This is a genomic window from Kitasatospora sp. MY 5-36 (assembly GCF_001182915.1).
Classification (GTDB): Bacteria; Actinomycetota; Actinomycetes; order Streptomycetales; family Streptomycetaceae; genus Kitasatospora.
Map to the genome: position 1 here is coordinate 1 of NZ_LFVW01000991.1, position 2614 is coordinate 2614.

The 2614-nt window shown below is 73.2% G+C and carries 3 protein-coding genes; 1 reads left to right on the forward strand and 2 read right to left on the reverse strand.

Translation table 11 applies throughout. The features are described from left to right. Window positions 1-906 (forward strand): HtaA domain-containing protein (locus tag AE652_RS39260; protein ID WP_049660338.1); only part of this gene is annotated, 906 nt, incomplete at its 5' end. Between the two features lie 82 nt (window positions 907-988). On the opposite strand, the gene AE652_RS39265 is transcribed toward AE652_RS39260, so the two are convergent. Further along, window positions 989-1657: a heme oxygenase (biliverdin-producing) gene (locus AE652_RS39265; RefSeq protein WP_049660339.1), complete on the reverse strand. Its 669-nt coding sequence runs from the start codon at window positions 1655-1657 to the stop codon at window positions 989-991. A 214-nt stretch (window positions 1658-1871) separates the two neighbouring features. Further along, the gene (locus AE652_RS39270) at window positions 1872-2363 is read right to left on the reverse strand and encodes an inorganic diphosphatase (protein ID WP_030244505.1); all 492 of its coding nucleotides are present in this window, start codon (window positions 2361-2363) and stop codon (window positions 1872-1874) included. Between the last annotated feature and the right edge of the window lie 251 nt (window positions 2364-2614).

The following is a 2614-nucleotide window of genomic DNA, read 5'->3' on the forward strand; positions in this document are numbered from 1 at the left end:
GCCACCGGCACGCCGACCGCGGCCCCGTCGTCCGGCACCCCCTCGGCCGGCTCCTCGCCGTCGGCCACCCAGGCGCCCGGCGCCACCGCCTCCCCGTCCGCGAGCGGGGGCCCCGGCACGGCCCCGGCCACCCTGCCGGTGGTGAACGGGACGCTGGACTGGAAGGTCAAGGAGAGCTTCCGCACGTACCTGGAGTCCCCGATGGCCGCCGGGAAGGTCGAGTTCGGCGGCGGCGCGGCCGACTACCGCTTCGGCGGTGCCACCGGTGCCTACAACACCACCGACCACTCCCTGAGCGCCGCCTTCAACGGCTCGGTCCGCTTCCTCGGCCACCCCGGCAAGGACGGCTGGGCGCTGGACACCACGCTCTCCAAGCTGGGCCTGACCATCGACCGGGACGGCGCCTTCCTGACCGCCGACGTCAACGGCAACTCCCAGGACGGCGGTTCGACCTCGCTGAGCGGTGTCAGGATCGCCCGGCTGGACGTCCCGGCCGCCGCCCTGAAGCCGGTCGGCGGCGTGGTGACGCTCTCCGGCGTTCCGGCCACGCTCACCGCCGAGGGGGTGCCGGCCTTCTCCAACTACCCGGCCGGTACGGCCCTGGACCCGGTCAGCGCCACCCTCGCCTTCGACAAGGACGCCAAGCTGCCGCCGGCCGGCTCCTCCGGCAACGGCAGCGCCGGCGGCGGTTCCGCGGCCGGCGGCGGCCAGGGCACCGGCACCGGTACCTCCGGTGGGGCCTCGCTGACCACCGGCGGCCTGAGCGGTACGGGCGGCGGCTCGCTGGCCGCCACCGGCGCGGACACCCCGGTGGTCCCGCTGCTGGCCACCGCGGCCGGTCTGCTGCTGGTCGGCGGCAGCGCCACCGTCCTGGTGCGCAACCGCCGTGGCGCGGTCCAGGCCTGACGCCCGGACGGAGTGCCGAAACGGCCCCGGCGAGCAAACGCTCGCCGGGGCCGTTTCCCGTGACCGGGGTAAGGAGGAACGTTTACGCACTCAGCGGGTAGCGCGTGTCCAGGTCGCGGAAGACCGCCCCGTTGAGCACGAAGGCCCGCTTGCACTCCTCGACCACCCGGCGCCGCTCGACCTCGTCCATCGCCTCCCCGGCCGCGTCCAGCTTCGCCCGGTACTCGCGCTTGAAGGCGGCCGGGTTGTCGACCTCCTCGAAGACGTAGAACCGCACGCCGTCGCCCTTGCGCTCGAAGCCCCAGGTCTTCTCCGCTATGCCCCGGATGATCTGACCGCCCGACAGGTCGCCCAGGTAGCGGGTGTAGTGGTGCGCGAGGTACCCGGCCGGCCACTCGGCGGCCAGCTCCTCCAGCCGGGCGACGTACGCGGCGGTGGCCGGCAGCGGGGCCAGGCCGTCCCGCCAGTCGGGCCCGCGCAGGTGCGCCAGGTCGCGCTCGATGGCGGCGGTGCGCAGCAGCGACCGGTCGATGAAGGGGCCCGCCAGCGGGTGCTCCGCGAGCTGCTCGGCCCGGTCCTCCAGGGCCCGGTAGACGTACCAGAGCTGGCCGGTGAGGTCGGCGTACGCCTCGATCCCGAGACCGCCGCCCAGCAGCCGGCTCATGAACGAGGACTGTTCGGCGGCCTCGTGCTCCTCGCTGCTGGCGGTGCGGAGCACGGTGGAGAACGGGGCGGGCGCGGGCGTGGGCATGCGGCCTCCAGGGTCCGGGATCGGCCGGTGGGAATCGGCTGAATGTGTGGTTAGCCTAACCTAACCTCACGTCTTGCCGACAGGCTGTCGGCAAGACGTCCCGTCCCCGGACACGACAGAGGCCGGGGTCCGCGGACGAATCCGCGAACCCCGGCCCCGGGCTGTCCCGACCTGCCTCCGACCGTCCCCGGCCGAGTGGGATCGGAACGACGGCTCAGTGGCCGCCCTGCTCCGCCAGACGCTTGATCGAAGCGGTGACCTCGGCCTCGGCCTCGGCGCGGCCGACCCAGTTGGCGCCCTCGACGGACTTGCCCGGCTCCAGGTCCTTGTAGACCTCGAAGAAGTGCTGGATCTCCAGGCGGTCGAACTCCGACACGTGGTGGATGTCGCGCAGGTGCTCCCAGCGCGGGTCCGTCGCCGGGACGCAGAGCAGCTTGTCGTCGCCGCCGGCCTCGTCGGTCATCTGGAACATGCCGATGGCGCGGCACTTGATGAGGCAGCCCGGGAAGGTCGGCTCGTCCAGGATGACCAGGGCGTCCAGCGGGTCGCCGTCCTCGCCGAGCGTGCCCTCGACGTAGCCGTAGTCGGCCGGGTAGCGGGTCGAGGTGAAGAGCATCCGGTCGAGCCGCAGACGGCCGGTCTCGTGGTCGACCTCGTACTTGTTACGAGAGCCCTTCGGGATTTCGATAAGGACGTCGAACTCCAACGGTTCCTCCAAGGTAGGGACTGACAGAATCCAAGTGTCTCCTACGGGAGCGGGTGCTCGGGAAAGGGGCCGGTCGGTGGGCACAGGGGGAGGGGCGGCGGGCCGCCGCGGGGGGACGGCCGCGGGGCTGTTCGGAGCGGCGCTCCTGGTCGTCGGTACGGTCCTGACCTCGGGTGGTGCGGTCGCGCAGCCGGCCCCGCCGCCGGGCGGGCACAGCGCAGGGCCGGGCGAGGGCGAGGACCACGACGGAC

Excerpts from the sequence above, each read along its gene's own strand:
- AE652_RS39265 (WP_049660339.1), bottom strand. The coding sequence starts at position 1,657 with ATGCCCACGCCCGCGCCCGCCCCGTTCTCCACCGTGCTCCGCACCGCC.